Raw genomic sequence first — 17,156 nt, forward strand, 5'->3', positions numbered from 1 at the left:
GAAGCCGATCAATTACACAAACCATCTGACACGCCCCCGGGGACCGGCTCGCGGTTGTCCGGGACCGCAACGCCACGAACCGACGCCGCTTCCGGCACGGCCCGCATGCGGGCGGTGTGGTCGGGTGGGGCGGGGTCGGCGCGGCCGAGGGCAATCTTCACCATCGTCAGGAAGCCGAGCGCCGGCAGCGCGGCAGCAACCCAGCCGATGACAGACGCTTCCGCCTCCACGACCTGGGCGGCCAGGGACAGGAACACCGCCACCGTCAATACGGTCGCGGGAAAGGTGGCATGCCGAGACGCCGGTTACAGCGCAGTTCCGGACCAGCAGCGAGCCGAAACACCATGCGCCAAGGTCCGCCAGCGACGCGACAACCCGCCCGATGTCAAGACGGCCCGAAGTCTTGGGCGCGTAGCAGTTCATTTGGGTGCGGCGATCGAGAGGATGTATCCATCCTGCGTCTGACGATCTGGATGCGCTGTCGGTGTGGCTGTCGCCATCATGACCATCCGGGTCGTGTTCTTTGCGTGGCCCCCGAGGGGTTTGCAACGGAAGCGCCGCCGTCTCGGCGCATGCGCACCGCTGCGGATCTCGATGCCCGGGCACCAACCCTTGGCATCGGCGAACGCCGGCGTCGGAGCGGTGCCTCCATCGAACTCACCACGCGTACGTCCGAAACGACGATGGGTGACGGCCTGTTTTGGCCGTCACCCATCCCGGGTACGCCTGCCGTCAGTCCTCGTCGGACTTGCCGCCACCCATGCCGGAGGAGATCAGCTCCATCACCGAGGAGTCCTGGAGCGTGGTCACGTCGCCGAGCGAGCGGTGCTCCGCGACGTCCCGCAGCAGCCGGCGCATGATCTTGCCGGAACGGGTCTTCGGCAGTTCGGGCACCAGCATGATCTGCCGCGGCTTGGCGATCGGGCCGAGCGTCTTCGCCACGTGGTTGCGCAAATCGGCGATGAGCTGCTCGCCGGCCTCGCCGGACGTCTCCGCGGTGCCGCGCGGGATGGCGAACGCGACGATCGCCTGGCCGGTGGTCGGGTCGGTCGCGCCGACCACCGCCGCCTCGGCCACCGCCGGGTGGCTGACCAGCGCCGACTCCACCTCGGTGGTGGAGATGTTGTGCCCGGACACCAGCATCACGTCGTCGACCCGGCCGAGCAGCCAGATGTGCCCGTCGTCGTCCTTCTTCGCCCCGTCACCGGCGAAGTAGACCCACTCGTCGCCGGCGTTGGCACCGGCCCCGAACCGCGACCAGTAGGTCTCGATGAACCGGTTGTCGTCGCCCCAGATGGTGCGCAGCATCGACGGCCACGGCTCCGTGAGCACCAGGTAGCCACCGCCGCCGTTCGGCACCGACTGGCCCTGGTCGTCCACCACGTCGGCGACGATGCCGGGCAGCGCGGTCATCGCCGAGCCCGGCTTGGCCTCGGTGACACCCGGCAGCGGCGAGATCATGATTGCGCCGGTCTCGGTCTGCCACCAGGTGTCGACGACCGGCAGCTGGCCCCGGCCGACGTGCTGGCGGTACCAGATCCACGCCTCCGGGTTGATCGGCTCACCGACGCTGCCGAGAAGCCGCAGCGAGGACAGGTCGTAGCCGGCCGGGATGTCCTCGCCCCACTTCATCATGGTGCGGATCAGGGTCGGCGCGGTGTACAGGATGGTGACCTTGTACTTGTCGACGATCTCCCAGAACCGGCCCTTGTGCGGGGTGTCCGGGGTGCCCTCGTACATCACCTGGGTGGCGCCGTTGGAGAGCGGACCGTAGACGATGTAGGAGTGGCCGGTCACCCAGCCGATGTCGGCGGTGCACCAGTAGACGTCGGTGTCCGGCTTGAGGTCGAAGACCGCATGCGTGGTGTACGACGTCTGGGTCAGGTAGCCACCGGTGGTGTGCAGGATGCCCTTCGGCCGGGCGGTGGTGCCGCTGGTGTAGAGGATGAACAGCGGGTGCTCGGCGTCGAACGGCTGCGCGGCGTGCTCCGGCGAGGCGGCCTCCACCGTCTCGTGCCACCAGTGGTCCTTCTCCGACCAGGCGACGTCCTCGCCGGTGCGGCGGACCACCAGCACGTGCTCCACCGACGGGCACTTCGCCACCGCCTCGTCGACGGTCGGCTTCAGCGCCGACGGCTTGCCCCGCCGGTAACCGCCGTCGGCGGTGATCACCACCTTGGCACTGGCGTCCTGGATCCGGTTGGTCAGCGCGTCGGCGGAGAAGCCGCCGAAGACCACGCTGTGCGTGGCGCCGATCCGGGCGCAGGCCAGCATGGCGACCGCCGCCTCCGGGATCATCGGCAGGTAGATCGCCACCCGGTCGCCCGCGGTGACGCCCAGGTCGGTCAGCGCGTTGGCCGCCTGGCAGGTCAGCTTGTGCAGGTCGGCGTAGGTGAGGGTGCGGGTGTCACCCGGCTCGCCCTCCCAGTGGATCGCCGCCTTGTCGCCCCGGCCGGCCTCCACGTGCCGGTCCAGGCAGTTGTACGCCACGTTGAGCTGCCCGCCCACAAACCACTTCGCGAACGGCGCGTTCGACCAGTCGAGCACCTGGTCCCACTGCTTCGCCCAGGTCAGCCGGCCGGCCTGGCGCGCCCAGAAACCGAGCCGGTCGCCCGCCGCCTCGGCGTACGCGTCGGCCTTGACGTTGGCGTTCGCGGCGAGTTCGGCCGGCGGCGGGAACTGCCGCGTCTCGTTCAGCAAGTTGGCCAGTGCCTCGCTCATGCGGTGCTCCTTCGTCGCGTGACCTGCGTCTCGTACGCCGCTGAGGTTAGTCGCGCGGTCGCCGCCCCGCGACAACCCGGTCCGACCTCGCGCGCCCAGCGGCCCCCGGCGCGCGCTGAGTTGTCAGGAAGAGCCCCTTCCTGACGCCTTCGGTAGCGAAGGGTTCCCCTCTCACCGCGAGTGCCCTGTTACGCCGGGTGGTTCGCATCGCGTTGTCGGCGGCTGGTGGTCGCGCGCGGCCGACTGGTCGCTAGCGTGGCGGGGTGACCACCGATCCGCTCGCCCCGCTGCTCGCGCTCGCCGACATCGCGCCCGCCGTCGAGCGGGCCCGCGAGCGGGTCGACCAGGCGCACCGGCACCGCGCGCTGCGCCGCCACGGTGGCCAGGTCGCCGCCGAGGTCAGCCTCCGCTCCGCCGTGGCCAGCGCCGCGCTGGAGGGCCGGGTGCACGACCGCGAGGAGGTACGCGCCGGCACGGTCACCGACCCGCTGCTGCAGGGGGCGCTGCGGGTGGCCGGGGCGCTGCCCGGGCTGAGCGACCTCTGGCCGAAGGCTCCCCGGCAGGTCCTGGCGAGGTTGCACGTCCTCGCCGCCCGGGACGTCGTCGCCGAGTCGGAGCTGGGCCGACCGGTGTCCGACCCGGTGGTCGCGGCCCGTCTCGACGGGTTGGCCGGGCTCGTCGCCGGCGGCACCCAGGTGCCGCCGCTGGTGCTCGCCGCCGTGGTTCACGGCGAGCTGCTGAACCTGCGTCCGTTCGCCGGCCCCTCCGGGGTGGTGGCCCGGGCCGCCGCCCGACTGGTGCTCATCTCCACCGGTTTCGACCCGCGTGGGCTGGTCGCCGTCGAGGTCGGCCACCGGGAGCGGGAGCCCGAGTACGTCGGCGCGGCCGGCGCCTTCGCCACCGGCACCCCGGACGGGCTGCGCTCCTGGCTCCGCCACTACATGACCGCGGTCGAGGTCGGCGCGGACCAGATCGCCCTCATCGGCGACGAGATCCTCGCCGCCACCTGACCCCGCGCTCCCGGCCTCCCGGTCACTGGCGGTGCGGTCAGGTGGTGGGGGTGGTGGCGCGAGTACGGCGGTGCCGGCCGTACCAGGCGATGCCGATGGCCACCCCGACGCCGACGCCGAGGGCCGCTGCGGCAACCGGCACGGCGGGACGCTCCCGCAGCCGCCGGCCCAGCGGGACCGGGTGCCGGAACTCCAGCACCGGCCAGGAATTCTCCACGGCCAGCTTGCGCAGGGCCCGGTCCGGGTTGACCGCGGTCGGGTGCCCCACGCACTCCAGCAGCGGCCGGTCGCTGTACGAGTCGGAGTAGGCGTACGAGTCGGCCAGGTCGTAGCCGCGCTCGACGGCCAGCTCGCCGACGGCGTCGACCTTGCTGGGGCCGGCCGCGTAGAACTCGACCTCGCCGCTGTAACGGCCGTCCTCTACCGCCATCCGGGTGGCGATCACGTCGGTGACCCCGAGCAGCTCGCCGATCGGCCGGACCATCTCCTCGCCGGAGGCGGAGACCAGCACCACGTCCCGGCCGGCGGCCTGGTGCTCCTCGATGAGGGCGGCGGCCTCGGCGTACACGTAGGGGTTGATCAGCTCGTGCAGCGTCTCCGCGACGATCTGGCGGACCTGTTCCACCTGCCAGCCCTTGCAGAGCGTGGCGAGATAGTCCCGGGTCCGGGCCATGGTCTGCTCGTCGGTGCCGCCCAGCCGGAACATCAGCTGCGCGTACGCCGACTTGACCACGTCACGCCGTGTGATCAGCCCGTCCCGGTAGAACGGCCGACCGAACGCCAGTGCGCTCGACTTGGCGATGACGGTCTTGTCCAGATCGAAGAAAGCGGCGCTTCGGCCCACGGCGCGAAAGTCTAGCCCGAGGGGCGACGGCCAGCGCGGCCCCCCGGGGACACCCCGGCGGCGGCCAGATGCGCCGGGTCCGTCGCGGAGTGATGGCGGTCACACTCTGCGAACGTGAATTAGCGGTGTGTGGAGCCGACACCACTCGACGTATACGGGTCCGCTGCGGCATGCTTGTGCTCGCGATGAGAGTTCACCTCTCGTCGTCTGAAATGCCCTCGGCGGTTGCACCCCCCGTGGCCGCTGAGCGGGTTCGGCTCGACCCCCCCGGAGCCGAACCTCACGACGACCCCCGTCTCCCCCCGACGGGGGTCGTCCCTATCTGGCAGCGCTGCACAGCAGCAGGTCACAAGCCCTCCTCGTCCTCGTCCGGGGCACTTTCCGTCGAGGTTTCCTCGTCTTGAGGCAGCAGAGAGGCAGCAGAGCTGTCGAAGGCCGCCAGGACGCGGGCCGCGTAGTCGTCCGGGGTGTGCGTATAACGATTGAGCGTGGTTGACGCCTGCTCGTGGCCCATGACCCGCTGCACCAGGTTGATCGGCACCCCGTCTGTGACCAGCCAGGTGGCGTAGGCGTGCCGCAGGTCGTGGAACCGCATTCCGCCAACCGCTTTGGCCGCCACGCAGGCGACTGCTTCCCGCTCGGTGGTGAACTCGGCCGACCACTCGACGCCCTCCCGGTCGGGCCAGACTGCTCGGTAGCGATGTGGGCCGGTGTTGACGACCTGGCCGAGCAGGCCGGCGCGGACCAGCGAGGGCAGCCACACGCGGCGGCGGAAGTTCGACCGGCGCAGTGGGCGCCCGACCCGGTCGCGGAAGACGAGCGTTCGTGGGTCCGGGTCGCCGGCTTCGGCGTGCAGCTGGCGCAGCGCAGACGCCAGGAAGTCCGGCAGAGGCACGGTGCGGACACCGGCCCGACTCTTGGGGTACGGGCGGAGCAGGATGCCGCCGTGGGTCTCCTCGGCGACCTGGACCACGCGCAGCACGGCCCGGTCGAGGTTCACCGACGACCACGTCAGCCCGGCGCATTCTCCCCAGCGCAGGCCCGCCCCGGCGGCTGCGGAGACGATCGTCCGATGCCCGGGCGGTACGGCGGGGAGCAGCTTGCCGAAGAAGTCCTCCCGGCTGATCGTCACCGCTTTGACGTCCCGCGACCGGTCACGCGGCAGCCTCACGCCCTCGGCCGGGTTGGCGGCGATAAAACGGGCCTGGACCGCAGTCCGGAGGATCATCGACAGCAGTTGGTAGCACTTGGCGACCGTGGTGGGGGCGAGTTGTCGTACCCGGACCATTGCCGGGTCCTAGAGGCAATGTTTCCGGAGTGGACTGCCGAGCAGCTTTTCGAGCCGTGCAAGTCAGAGCCGAGTGTGCCCACCATCACCGCGCACCCAGCCAGCGCCACGGGCGATGCAAGCCTGAGCACCCAAGGACTCAGAATCCATCTGGACCTGACTGAGGAAGACAACCGAGGTGTTGCCCAACGGATTAGAACGGCGCGCAGCATCTTCTTCGCAGCGCACACCGGCTACAACGCGATGGTTTCGCAGTACCAGCCTGCAGTGCGTGACGCGATCACGCAGGGCGCAACGCTGCGGGTTGTCGTGTCGGACCCGCGCGGGCCGCTGATGAAGGAGCCCGAGTTGACCCGGCGCCTGTGCCCGAGCATCAGGCAGGCCGGTGAAATCGACGACGTCCTCTACACCTGCGCCAGGCATCGGCTACGCGCCACTCAGCAGGGGTTCCCGGTCGAACACGTGCAGGCCAGGACCTATCCCGGACTGCCCAGCCTGAACATCCTGCTGGTCGACGGGTGGCTACGCCTGATCCCGTACCTGCCGCTAGTCGACGCTGCCGACTCGCCCGTCTACGAGTACGAGTTCGACCCGGACGAACCAACGCCCCTGATCGGCAAGTACCTCGCAGCAGTTGAGCAGCTATGGGAAGGCTCCGATCACGTCGACCTTGAACACCTGGCCAAGGAACTTCTGGCCTGACATAGAGCAACCTTGCTTGGCCAGTGAACCTGGGGCGAGGAATTACGATGAGGCCGTGGAGAAGATGCAGCTGCGACGGCTCCCGGTATTGATGCCTCCGATCCCACCCGGGGGCGGGCGGATCCAGTCGCCGGCGGGCGAGCTGGCCCAGGTGGTCAACGGAGACAGCTACAAGTTCCTCGCCTACGTGGAGTTCCGGCCGGACGCTAGCAAGCCACGCGGCAACCACTTCCATGCTCACAAGACGGAGTTGCTGTATCTGATCAGCGGGCGTGTCCGGGCGGTGTATCACGACCTGGACTCCGGCGAACGAGCGGATTTGACGCTTGAGCCGGGAGACCTGGTCACCGTGCAGCCGCGGTGCGCGCATGTCTACTACGCGTTGGAGTACTCGCAGGCGGTGGAGCTGGCCGACCAGCCGTACGACCCGGCCGACACACATCCCTACGAGGTGAGAGACGCAGCCTAGGCGGCCGGCTGCCGGCAAGTTGTTCAAAGTTTCTGTACGTCTTCAAGGCGGCCCTTGACGGGCCGCACGCGCCGCCGCCTGGGCGCGCGCCGGCCGCTGCCGCTGTCGCTCTGCGGCCGTCACGCCGGATGCCCGGCGGCTGGCGCGGAGAGCGGGGAGCCCGGGGCCGCGCCGCAGACGGGATAGCGGGGAGAGTGGTGGAGGTTCGTCGCCGGCAGCCGGCCGCGCCGCGCCCGAGCAGCGCGGCGCAGGGAAGGGCACGCCGGGGCCGTGCGGCGGGTCGCGGCGGCGGACCGGTCGCGGTCACTGCGCCTCCGGCGGGGGCGCAACGACTCCAGGATGGCCGGGGCTCCGTCCGCGCCTTGCGGTCCGTGGGTGGTTGCGCAGGGCCATCCCGCCAGCCACCGACCCGGGCAAGCCGAGCAGACCACCGCCCGGCCCGCCAGCGCCCGTACGAGCCGTCAAGGCCGTCTTGACGTGGCGGACCGGGCGGCGGCCCGCTCCCCGGAGGGCGGGTCGGCGGCAGACGGGATGGCAAACGGCGTGCGTTCTGTGGGCGTGCGTCGCCGGGTTGCGGGTCGGTCCATTCGTATGCCTGGCCGTTGGCGCAGCGCTGCACGGTGGGGAAGCGCAGTGGTTGTCCGATCGTTCCGGTCAGCCGTGTGGTGAGGGAGAAGGCGGCTTCGGTGCCGGGATCGAGCCCGGGTCCGGTCCAGGTGACCCGGCCGGGGTCGGTCGTCGCTTTCCAGCCGGTGGGTTGTTCGCGCGACCGGGCTCTGGTATTTGGAGGTGCGGACGCCGACCTCGATGATCCATTGGCCGGGCAGGGGGAACTCGGCGACGGCCTCGTACCGGCCGGGCGCGGTGCGGGAGACGGGGCGTTCGAGTGGGCCGACATCTGGGCGGGCAGGCTGAATCGGAGCTCGGGCGCGGTGACCGGCTCGACCGGACGGCGGTCGTCGTCGAGGATGGTGAGTTGCAGCGCGTTGACGCCGGTCGTGCCGGGGGTCAGCACGATGACGGCCCGGTGGTTGCCGAGCTGTGCGCTGAGCTCGACTGATGCCGGGCGGTCAATGGGAGGTGGAGCGGGGCCGTTGTCGTCAACGGGGCTCTGGGTGATCAGCACGCCGATGGTGGCGATGACGGCGGCTAGCAGCCCGGCTTCGGCTCGTACGGTGCGGCGCAGTGCCGGCCACGCCGGGCCCGTGCTGTCTGCGGCGGTGATGCGGGGCAGTAGCCGGTTGCGGTTCCAGGCGGCGCTGCCGTCCTGCAGGGTTGTCCACGGCGTCAACGCTCCAGTTCGAGTCGCCTCGCGTTCGGCCTGTTGAGCCGACTTCCATACCCGTTCATGGGAACTTTGGTGAGCGTCCGCGCGGGACGGGTCGTGTTCGGAATGATCGGCTCAGGGAATCTTCGTTGCGCGAGCCGTCCGAGGTGCTGCCATGTCCGACACCGCGAGTCATCCGCGGATTCCCTCGCGTGCCTGGTACCGGCCGATGGTCGCCCGCCCCACCGACGAGCCGTACCGGAGGGTGACTCCACTGGAGCTGCTCTTCGATCTGTGCTTCGTCGCCGCGATGAGGCAGGCCGCCGACCGACTGCACCACAACCTTGGCGAGGCCGACGTCGGTCACGGGATCGGCGTCTACCCGGCGGTGTTCTTCGCGATCTGGTGGGCGTGGATGAACTTCACCACGTTCGCTTCCGCGTACGACCCCGAGGACGACGTCTACCGCCTCACCACGCTGGTCGAGATCGTCGGGGCGCTGGTGATCGCGGGTGGCGTGCCTCGCGCCTTCGATCACGGCGACTTCTCCGTGATTACGTACGGGTATGTGATCATGCGGCTGGCGATGGTCGCGCAATGGTTGCGCGTGGCCCGCAGCGACCCGCCGCGGCGGGCCACGGCACTACGCTATGTCGTGGGCATCGTCGTGCTGCAGGCGGCCTGGATCGCCCGGCTGGCTCTGCCCGACGGGTGGTTGTTGCCCGGCTTCCTTGCGATCGCCCTCGCCGAGCTGCTTCTACCGTTCTGGGCGAGGCGCCCCGCTCCGATCATCTGGCACCCACGCCACATAACCGAGCGGTACGGCCTGTTCACCATCATCGTGCTCGGCGAGTCGGTGCTCGCAGCCAGCCTGGCCATCCAGACCGCTTTTGACAGGGGGACCGACGCGAGCACTCTTCTGTCCATCGCCGGTGCCGGCGTCGTGATCGTCTTCGCGATGTGGTGGCTGTATTTCGACCGCCCGGTTCACCACCTGGCGGCCTCGCCGCGCGTGGCGCTGCTGTGGGGATACGGCCAGTACCTGATCTTCGCGTCGGCGGCCGCGCTCGGCGCCGGCCTCGCCACCGACGTCGACTACCAAACCAGCAACGCGCACCTTGGGCGCGTCGCCGCCGGGTACGCCGTGGCCGCGCCGGTCGCCATCTACCTGATCGCAGTCTGGACCTTGCACATCCGCCCCTTTGGCCAGTTGAAGATGACCGTGCCGTTCTGGGCCACGACCGCGCTCGTGCTGCTCACACCGCTCACGCCCGCACCGTCCCGCCTGACCGCTCTGCTCCTCGCCGCCCTCGTCGCCACCACCGTCATCGCCACCCGGCGCAGGCAGGGCGCCGCCCGGACCGCCACGGATGGCTAGCCCGGCCTTTGGCCAATTGTTGATCAAAGCGGCTGACGGGGGCCTGCCCATTGAAGCGTCCATCGAGGTACACGTAAGCCTGACCGGGAAGATGCCGCCGATTTCAGGGGCAAGGATGTACCGGCGGCAGCTGCCGTCCAACGGTGATCTCGATCGCGAGTGCCGTGTTCTTTACTGAAGCTCGCGGGCGCCCGGTATCGGCTTCATTCGATCTAGGTCGTGTGCGGCGGTGCCCCCGAGGGCCTCGACCCGGGTGCCGCGGAAGCGCACTCCGTGCAGTGCCAGGCGGCGGAGATCCTCCGTAGGTAGGTGTGGGCGCACGGCCAGGGTGTCGGGCTCCGGATCGATGCCGAGCATCATGCGGAGCAGCATCATCGGTGCACCAGCTGCCCACGCCTGCGGGGAGCAGGCGGTGGGGTAAAGCACGGGCACCAGGGTGTTCTTTCGTGGGTAGCCTGCGAGTGCCTCGGGCAGTCGGTGGTGCAGATGATGGGCGGCCTGCAACAGCCCCATCGCGAGATGGTTGGCTTCGTCGCGGTGTCCGTACCGGGCCAGCCCCGCTGCTGCGATCGCGGTGTCGTGCGGCCAGACGGTGCCGTTGTGGTACTCAAGCGGGTTGTAGGCTGGCTGGTCGTCAGCGAGGGTGCGCACGCCCCATCCGGTGAACATCCGGGGTCCGCAGAGCAGCGCGGCGAGCGCGTCAACGCGTTCGGGCGGCACGATCCCGCTCCACAGCAGGTGTCCGATGTTAGAAGTCAATGTGGTCACCGGCTTCTTGTCCCCGTCCAACGCGAGCGCGTAATAGCCGAGGTCGGGTAGCCAAAAGTCGGTGTTGAACCGGCGATAGAGTTCCTCGGCGTCGCGTTCCAGGCGCTCGGCGAGGTCGGAGTCGTTCCAAATCTCCCGCGCGAGGCGCGCCGTTCGACGGCGCGCGTCGTAGGCATAGCCCTGAATCTCGCAGGTGGCCCGGGGAAGCTTGACGAGGCTGCCGTCGGGGTGGACGACGGAATTCCAGGAATCCTTCCAGCATTGGTTGACGAGACCGCTGCGCGGGTTGCGAGTCTGGTATTCGATGTAGCCGTCGTGATCGAGATCGCCGTACGTCTCCAGCCACCGCAACGCCGAGCGGGCCGCGGGCTCGAGGTCTCGGACGGTCTTCCTGTCACCGGTCCACTGTTCGTACTCGTCTAGGACGATCAGGAACAGCGGGGTGGTGTCAGCGGCGCCGAAGTACGGGGACTGCGGACGTTCGCCGAAATGGGCCAGTTCCCCGTGGCGCAGCTCGTGCAGGATCTTCCCTGGTTCGGCATCGCGATGGTCGTCCTCATGGATCGCCTGCCGCTCGGCGAGTGCCCGCAGCGTCGTATAGGCAAGTTCGGGGTGGAATGGCAGCATCTGATAGCTGGCCATGAGGCTGTCGCGGCCGAACACCGCCATGAACCAGGGCAGCCCGGCGGCGGGCAGAGATGATTGATCTCCAGCGAAGGGGTAGAACCTCAGCGCGGCAAGGTCGAGAAGGCTGCGGTGGTAGGTGTGCATCAGGTCGTCCCAATCCGTGTCCAGGATGGGTGACGCGTCCAGCCATTCTCGAATGCTGTAAGGCATGTCCGGAGTGTGGTGGTGGCGCTTTAGCGCCGTGTCCACTTCGACCCCAATCCGGATCTGGATGTCGGTGCCCCACTCTTGTCCCGGTGGTAGCTCGTATCGGTAGGTGAGCGATTCTTCGGTGACGAAGGCGCCGGGAGCGTCAATGTGCGTTTCGCGGCAGAAGTCGCCGCGGCGGTAGCCCAAGGTGATCCCGCCGTCGCGCCGACGGCGGTACAGATGGCCGGTTTTCGACATCTGGTCCTTGACCTCGAAGATGTCGGCGAAGTCACCGTCAAAGATCATCGTGAGTTCGAAGGCGACCGGTGTGTTGCCGAAGTTGTGGACCGTGAGGCGCTCGCTCATGCCAGTCGCCACTTCACGGCGGCGTGTGACCGACAGAGACGGGTTCCTGTAGATCGTTCCGGTCGGCTCGATCAGAAAGAAGACAACTTCGTCGTACTCGAGGTTGTCCGCGCTCAGCGCCTCCAGTTCGTGGCCGTTGAGGCGCAGTTGCCAGCGAGATAGGTGCCGCATGTCGCGATAGAACAGCCCGTCCGGGACGTTGGGAGCGGGGTTGATGTCGCCCTGCCGGTCGCTTACAACGAAGGCGTCTCCCTGCAGGATATTGATCTGGTCGAGCCGCACGCTTCCCCCCGTTCCCCGCTCTGGCAGCACGAGCCGCCGGTGCTGTCAAAGTCCACTGGTTGGCGAGTGGGTTACCCTCCCAGATGTCGTTACACCAGGACTTTCCAAACCCGAATGCCGGTCCGATACGGGACAAGCTGGCCACCGCTCGGCCACCTGCTGGCCGCACTTCCGAACGAGCTGTCCGCGCCCAAACTGCTCCACTGGTCATTCACAGCCACGGGCCGAGCCGGGCGACTTGAGGGCTGAGGGTCGGTGGTCAGTCAAGGTCAGCCGGCGGACTCCCCGCCGTCGATGGTGATGATCTCCGCCGTGACCGCGCTCCTGGTCACGCTTGCCGTCGAGTATGCGGCAAACCACGTCTCGAAGCCCGCAAGGAACGGATTCTCGGGGCTCTCCGCTCCCGACGTGAGGTGTCGGCGGCCATATCACGGGTATTGCTCTGCCCGCCGCTTTCCTCTGCATCGACATGCCGAAAGACGTCACTGGGGAGGTGAGGGACAGTCTGCTCGCCGAGCGGAAACGCCAATACGAGCGGCTGCGCGACCAGGCGCAGGTGCTCGTTGACTCCATGGACCGGCATGCCGGCACCTTTCTCGGCCCATCGATGAAGCTGGTGATGTCGTACATCAGTGCCGTGCAGGGAGTCATGCTGTCGGCCCGTACCCGCCACGACAAGGCGCGCCTGATTCATGACCTGTCGAAACAGATTGCGATGATCCTCGACGGTCGGTGGTGGCAGACGCCGGCCCGGGTGCGCGCCATGTGGGAGTTGGATCGGCTAGTCAAGCGCAGCCAGGATCAGCGCGGTGATGAGGAGCCGGTGAGCGAGCGGCGGGAGATCGCGAAAGCCACCTGAGGAGCAGCTTGCCGTTGCGCACGGATGCCCGACTTCGTGAGGGGACCTTTCCCCAGCGGCTACCGCAGCCGAGTCTGCCGCAACCGACCTGGTAACTCTCATTAGCAACAGCCCGGACGGCAGCGCACTGAAGAGTGCTGGCACAGATGAGGCTCAGTGGGTGCAGCCGTTGCCGGACGTGTGCGATCGGGATGCACAGAACTCAGACGGAAGTAGCCCGAGACGTTGAGTGAGATGGACCAGTGTCCGCTACTTCCAGACAGCTGGGGTGCCGCGCCAGCGGCATGTTCCTCTTGTAAGCGAGACGTCGGGCAGCCGCGAGGCAGCGAGGAGGCAGCAGAAGCCTCGATCCGACTCGGTGCCGGATGCCAAAGGACAGCGATCCCCACCTGCTCGCCAGCATGATCCGCTAGAAGCGGACAACATCCGACAACTTCGGTCCGCATCCCCCCGACGGGGGTCGTCCCTATCTGGGAGCGCTGCACCGCAGCAGGTCAGGGGCTCTCCCCGTCAGTAGTCGTGACGCATGATCTCGCTGGACCACTCCGGCTGGCGCACCTCGCCGATGGGGCCGAACTCCGCCAGTTACGGCTCCAGGGGGAGGGCCGGATCCGCGAGCAAGGATCGACGGGACAACCCAGTCGGTGCGCCGCCGGTCGGATTCCCGCCGGATCCTTGGTGAGGCTCGCCAGGTGCCGGCCGAGCTCTTCATCCGGTCGACCGTCGAACGGGTGGAGATTTCATCCTCTGCCCTTTCCATCGTATCGGTCGGTCAAGCGGTTCGAATCGTCCTGGATGCCGATTTTGTGCCCCTGACCAGCACATATTCTCGACCAGCCCGCAGGCGGGGCGTGCCCAGGCGACCGGCAAGGGAGCACCGTGTCCGAAGCAGAACAGCAGTTCGCCATCGAACAGCAGGTAGTCGACAAGGTCTACGCGCGCCTTGAGGTGATGCGTGAGCAGGCGAAGGAGTTGAAGGAGGAGGGACACAACCGCGCCACGTCGGGTCCGCTCACCGGTCTGGTGGAGCGCGATGCCATGGTGCTGCGCGCCGCCGCCAGAATGTCCGATCTCGACGGTCAGGAGGAGGGCGTCGTCTTCGGCCGGCTGGACTTCGACGACGGCTACACCTATCGCGTCGGCCGTCTCGGCGTGCGCGACGAGGACCGGGAGCCACTGGTGGTGGACTGGCGTGCGCCGGCGGCCGCGCCGTTCTACCGCGCCACCCCCGGCGAGCCGCTCGGTGTGGAGCGCCGCCGCGTCATCACCTGCGCCGGCCCCAAGGTGATCGGTCTCGACGACGACGTGTTGACCGAGGAGGACATCGAGGGAGTGGTCGGCGAAGGTGCCCTGCTCGCGTCGCTGACCAGGGAACGCGGCGAGCACATGCGCGACATCGTGACCACGATCCAGCGCGAGCAGGACGAGGCGATCCGGGCTCCCGCGCACGGCGTCACCCTCATCACGGGCGGCCCGGGCACCGGCAAGACCCAGGTCGCCCTGCACCGCGCCGCCTACCTGCTCTACTCCGACCGGGGGAAGTTCGCCGACGGCCGCGTCCTGGTGGTCGGCCCGTCGACGGTGTTCACCGAATACATCGGCCGGGTGCTGCCCGGGCTCGGCGAGGACAGCGTCCACTTGCGAGCGCTCGGCGAGCTGTTCGAGGGTGTCGTGGCGACCCGGCGTGACTCCGCCGAGGTGGCCAGGTCCAAGGGTGACCTGAAGATGGTGCGGGTGCTGACCGAGCTGGCCTGGGACATCCCGCCGAACGCGCCGGACCGGCTGAGCACCCTCAACGCCGACGACCTGGCGAAGGCGCGGCTGGCAATCAGGAAGCGCTGCGAGGCCAAGGGCATCAAGCCCAACGGTGCCCGCGCGGAAGCGGCGAAGGTGCTCTCCGAGCTGCTGAACGGCAAGGAGATCCCGGACGCGTTCCTGAACGCGTGGTGGCCGTCGCTGACCCCGCAGGACGTGCTGCCCGCGCAGAACGGGGAGTGGTCGGTGGACGACGTCCCGCTGCTCGACGAACTCGCCGAGATCCTGGGGAGGCCCGAGAAGGCGGCCACGAAGACGCCCGAGTGGCAGGCGCGCGAGCTGAGCAGCGGTGTCCGCCTGGCGGAGACCTTCGTGCTGAGCTGGAGCCTCAACGACGGTTGGCAACTGTTCGCGCCCGGACTTTCCACGCCGATCGCGCAGTCCGGGCAGTCCATCGACCACAACGGCTACTGGGCGGCGCAGCGCTGGGCGTCGGGGATCCTCCTGCGCGAGGGGCACAAGGTGACGAGCTGGATCGACGGCTTCGACCCCTACGGCGAGGAGGGGTACGTGCCGGTGCTCGCCGAGCCGCTGCCCGTCGCCGAGGCCGAGGAGCCCGTCGAGGACGTATACCTGCACGTCATCCTCGACGAGGCGCAGGATCTGTCGCCGATGGAGTGCCGGATGATCGCCCGGCGCGCCGCCCACGCCTCGATGACGATCGTGGGCGACCTCGGTCAGGCCACCCACCCGCTGGCCGCCGAGTCGTGGTCGGAGCTGGTGCAGCGGCTGGGCAAGCGCGAGGTCAGGACCCTCGACCTGCCCACCGGATACCGGGTACCGCAGGTCATCGCCGACTTCGCCGCGCTCGCCCTCGCACCCGGGATCGAGCCCACCCGCTCCTTCCGGCCCGGCGGCACGCTGGAGATTCGCCAGGTGGACGACCTGGCCGCGGCGGTGGCCCAGGAGAGCGGCGCGGTCATCGCACCCGACCATCTGGCCGCGTCGTTGAACGCCCTCCCGGTCAGCCAGGTCAAGGGCCTGGAATACGACCGGGTGGTCCTGGTGGAGCCCGCCGACATCGTCGCCGCCGAGCCGCGCGGCATGAACCGGCTCTACGTCGCCCTGACCCGGGCCGTCGCCGAGCTGGTCATCCTGCACACCAAGCCGCTGCCCTTCACTCGCCCGTGACTCGCGTTGAAAACCAGCCGATGATCATGCCCGCGCCCGGCAGCCGGCGCAGCCGGACGAGCCGGCCGCGGTGACCAGCCGACTGGCCACCGCGGCGGAGCAACCGTCTGCCTGCTCGCGGTCGGTCTGGTGTTCGTGCTGGTCGGACTCTTCGACGCGGCGCTCGGTGCCGCCCGGGCCGCCCGTCATCAGGCGCAGAACGCGGCCGACTTCGGGGCGCTGGCGGGTGCCGGGCGGGCGCTCGAGGGTGACGGCGTCGCGTGCGGACGGGCCGAAGAGCTGGCCCGGGCCAACGGCGGCCGGCTGGTGGCCTGTCGGCTGGACGGCCTCGACGTGCTCGTCACCACCGAGGTCAAGGTGGCTCCGCTGCCGTGGCTGGCCCGCACCGCCACCGCGACCTCCCGAGCCGGCCCGGTCCGCGGCTGACGGCGTCCCTCACCGCCTGGTCGGGCGGCGCGCCCGGCAACCGAGGGACGCCCAGGACGGGGACGGGACCCGGTCCGGCTGGGCGGTACGGGGGCATACCCCCGACCGCCCAGCCCGACCGGGCGACCGTTGAGGTGGAAGCCGGCCGGGGCGGACGTCACCCGACTCGTCCTCGCCCTGGTCGCGATCACCGGTCACCGCCGGACGGTCGGGGGCCGCGGCGGTGCGGAGTCGGGCCCGGTCGGCGTCGGCGGAGGCGCGGCGCGTGCCCGGGAAGCGGTGACCGGGGCGGCGGGCGGTGGACGAAAAGGACCCGGTCCTGCACCCGGCCTCAGCGGGACTGCAGGGCGTCCAGGCCGACCGCCATGGCGATGACCAGCCGCCGGTCGATCTGCGGGTGCTGGATGTCGACGACGTACCGGTCGCGCAGGCCCCACTTCTTGTCGACCGAGAACACCGGCTGGCCGCCGGCGAGGAAGTCGAAGTGGTAGGGCAGCCAGGAGAGCGAGTCGACGAACCGGCGCAGCAGCGCCACCGGCAGGCTGCGCTCCTGCCCGGTGATCGGCGGCAGGCCTGCCTGCTCGACGTGCCAGGTGGACCGGAGCAGCGACTGGGCGAAGTCCTTGCGGAACAGGCCGATCGGGGTGCCGGCGTGGTCGGTCACGTCGTACGTGGCACCGAGGTCGAGGCGCTGACGGGCCTTGAAGCCGAGCAGCGGGTACTGCTTGGAGTCGTCGGTGTAGATGGTCACCTGCTCCTTGAACGCGAGCCGCTTCTGCTGCGCGAACGCGAGCAGTGCGCCCTCCGAGCCGTCCGGTGCCACTGCGTGGACCTCGTACTGGTTGACCATCATCCGGATCCGCTGACGGACGATGAACTGGTGCTGGGTCTGCAAGCTGTCGGGCTGCACACGATCTCCTTCAATGGGGGACGCCGGAGTCTCGCACAGCGCGTCCCTCGTCTCCACACCCCCGACGGCCCGACCGGCCCGTCCGACGGAGGTGAGGTGCTCCC

12 protein-coding genes and 3 pseudogenes are annotated in these 17,156 nt (G+C 69.2%); 8 read left to right on the forward strand and 7 right to left on the reverse strand.

Features of this window, described 5'->3' with window-relative positions; genetic code table 11:
* Window positions 1–35 precede the first annotated feature (35 nt).
* Window positions 36–334, reverse strand: a pseudogene (locus ACY34I_RS34035) (DUF2637 domain-containing protein); the annotation flags it as partial.
* A gap of 398 nt (window positions 335–732) precedes the next feature.
* Complete coding sequence (acs, locus tag ACY34I_RS34040; RefSeq protein ID WP_462759274.1) at window positions 733–2,721, reverse strand: acetate--CoA ligase; 1,989 nt, start codon at window positions 2,719–2,721, stop codon at window positions 733–735.
* 263 nt (window positions 2,722–2,984) lie between these two features.
* Between acs and ACY34I_RS34045 the strand changes: the two genes are divergently transcribed.
* Window positions 2,985–3,731: a Fic family protein gene (locus ACY34I_RS34045; RefSeq protein ID WP_462759275.1), complete on the forward strand. Its 747-nt coding sequence runs from the start codon at window positions 2,985–2,987 to the stop codon at window positions 3,729–3,731.
* 37 nt (window positions 3,732–3,768) lie between these two features.
* Here ACY34I_RS34045 and ACY34I_RS34050 read toward each other — a convergent pair whose 3' ends face one another.
* Window positions 3,769–4,575: an HAD family hydrolase gene (locus tag ACY34I_RS34050; RefSeq protein WP_357434756.1), complete on the reverse strand. Its 807-nt coding sequence runs from the start codon at window positions 4,573–4,575 to the stop codon at window positions 3,769–3,771.
* Window positions 4,576–4,921: 346 nt separating this feature from the next.
* Window positions 4,922–5,863 carry a tyrosine-type recombinase/integrase gene (locus ACY34I_RS34055; protein WP_462759276.1) on the reverse strand — a complete coding sequence of 314 codons (942 nt, stop codon included), beginning with the start codon at window positions 5,861–5,863 and terminating at the stop codon, window positions 4,922–4,924.
* Window positions 5,864–5,938: 75 nt separating this feature from the next.
* Here ACY34I_RS34055 and ACY34I_RS34060 point away from each other — a divergent pair, with 75 nt between their 5' ends.
* Both ACY34I_RS34060 and ACY34I_RS34065 read left to right on the forward strand, forming a co-directional pair.
* On the forward strand, window positions 5,939–6,565 hold the full coding sequence (locus tag ACY34I_RS34060) for a hypothetical protein (RefSeq protein ID WP_462759277.1): 627 nt from the start codon (window positions 5,939–5,941) through the stop codon (window positions 6,563–6,565).
* Window positions 6,566–6,620: 55 nt separating this feature from the next.
* Window positions 6,621–7,034 (forward strand): cupin domain-containing protein, encoded by a 414-nt coding sequence (locus tag ACY34I_RS34065; protein ID WP_462759294.1) that lies wholly within the window; start codon window positions 6,621–6,623, stop codon window positions 7,032–7,034.
* A 562-nt stretch (window positions 7,035–7,596) separates the two neighbouring features.
* On the opposite strand, the pseudogene ACY34I_RS34070 reads toward ACY34I_RS34065, so the two are convergent.
* A pseudogene (locus ACY34I_RS34070) lies at window positions 7,597–7,932 on the reverse strand (DUF1775 domain-containing protein); the annotation flags it as partial.
* On the opposite strand from ACY34I_RS34070, the gene ACY34I_RS34075 reads away from it, so the two are divergent.
* Window positions 7,921–8,094, forward strand: coding sequence for a hypothetical protein (locus ACY34I_RS34075; protein ID WP_462759295.1), 174 nt, complete (start codon window positions 7,921–7,923; stop codon window positions 8,092–8,094). The pseudogene ACY34I_RS34070 and the gene ACY34I_RS34075 overlap by 12 nt on opposite strands.
* 436 nt (window positions 8,095–8,530) lie before the next feature.
* Window positions 8,531–9,679, forward strand: coding sequence for a low temperature requirement protein A (locus ACY34I_RS34080; RefSeq protein ID WP_462759290.1), 1,149 nt, complete (start codon window positions 8,531–8,533; stop codon window positions 9,677–9,679).
* Window positions 9,680–9,850: 171 nt separating this feature from the next.
* Here the strand turns inward: ACY34I_RS34080 and ACY34I_RS34085 are convergent, their stop codons facing one another.
* Window positions 9,851–11,911, reverse strand: coding sequence for an amylo-alpha-1,6-glucosidase (locus ACY34I_RS34085; RefSeq protein ID WP_462759278.1), 2,061 nt, complete (start codon window positions 11,909–11,911; stop codon window positions 9,851–9,853).
* A gap of 469 nt (window positions 11,912–12,380) precedes the next feature.
* On the opposite strand from ACY34I_RS34085, the gene ACY34I_RS34090 reads away from it, so the two are divergent.
* From ACY34I_RS34090 to ACY34I_RS34100, 3 genes and pseudogenes are all read left to right on the forward strand, one after another.
* On the forward strand, window positions 12,381–12,770 hold the full coding sequence (locus tag ACY34I_RS34090; protein ID WP_462759279.1) for a hypothetical protein: 390 nt from the start codon (window positions 12,381–12,383) through the stop codon (window positions 12,768–12,770).
* An 879-nt stretch (window positions 12,771–13,649) separates the two neighbouring features.
* Window positions 13,650–15,716 (forward strand): HelD family protein, encoded by a 2,067-nt coding sequence (locus ACY34I_RS34095; RefSeq protein WP_462759280.1) that lies wholly within the window; start codon window positions 13,650–13,652, stop codon window positions 15,714–15,716.
* A gap of 84 nt (window positions 15,717–15,800) precedes the next feature.
* Window positions 15,801–16,142 (forward strand): annotated as a pseudogene (locus ACY34I_RS34100) (Rv3654c family TadE-like protein); the annotation flags it as partial.
* 331 nt (window positions 16,143–16,473) lie between these two features.
* On the opposite strand, the gene ACY34I_RS34105 reads toward ACY34I_RS34100, so the two are convergent.
* The gene (locus ACY34I_RS34105) at window positions 16,474–17,052 is read right to left on the reverse strand and encodes an LURP-one-related/scramblase family protein (RefSeq protein WP_462759281.1); all 579 of its coding nucleotides are present in this window, start codon (window positions 17,050–17,052) and stop codon (window positions 16,474–16,476) included.
* Window positions 17,053–17,156: the final 104 nt, after the last annotated feature.

The organism is Micromonospora sp. RTBAU3-60, assembly GCF_054963695.1.